Source organism: Pseudomonas sp. P5_B2 (genome assembly GCF_056400445.1).
On sequence record NZ_JBFULH010001524.1, the window covers coordinates 1 to 519 of the forward strand.

General features: G+C 51.6%; 1 pseudogene. It reads left to right on the forward strand.

The features are described 5' to 3' along the window. Positions 1-96: 96 nt before the first annotated feature. Positions 97-519: pseudogene (locus AC1DRJ_RS32195) on the forward strand (DUF1302 domain-containing protein); the annotation flags it as partial.

Sequence of the window (519 nt, forward strand, 5' to 3'; positions counted from 1 at the left end):
GGATGATGGTGATCGTGCTTTCGATAAGGGTCTGATCTCCAACCGTTTCGACCTTCTCTCCGAAATGGATATCGCTTACCGCAATTTCGGTGGTCGGATGATGGTGATCGTGCTTTCGATAAGGGTCTGATCTCCAACCGTTTCGACCTTCTCTCCGAAATGGATATCGCTTACCGCAATTTCGGTGGTCGTGTGAGCGGGGCAGCCTGGTTCGACACCGAATACCAGAAGGACAATGACAACAACAACCCCGCACGCGCAAACCAGGTCTCAGTTGCCTATGACGAATTCACTGATGACACCCGTCATCTGCAAGGCGGCGACGGTGAGTTATTGGATGCATTCGTCTATTGGAATGGTGAAGTTGCAGATCGTGCTTTGTCCGTTCGCTTGGGTCGGCATGGCTTGATTTGGGGGGAAAGTTTGTTTTTTGGGGCCAACGGGATTGCCGGCGGCATGGCTCCGGTGGACGTAGTAAAGGCTATTTCTGTACCGAATACCCAATTCAAAGAGATCACC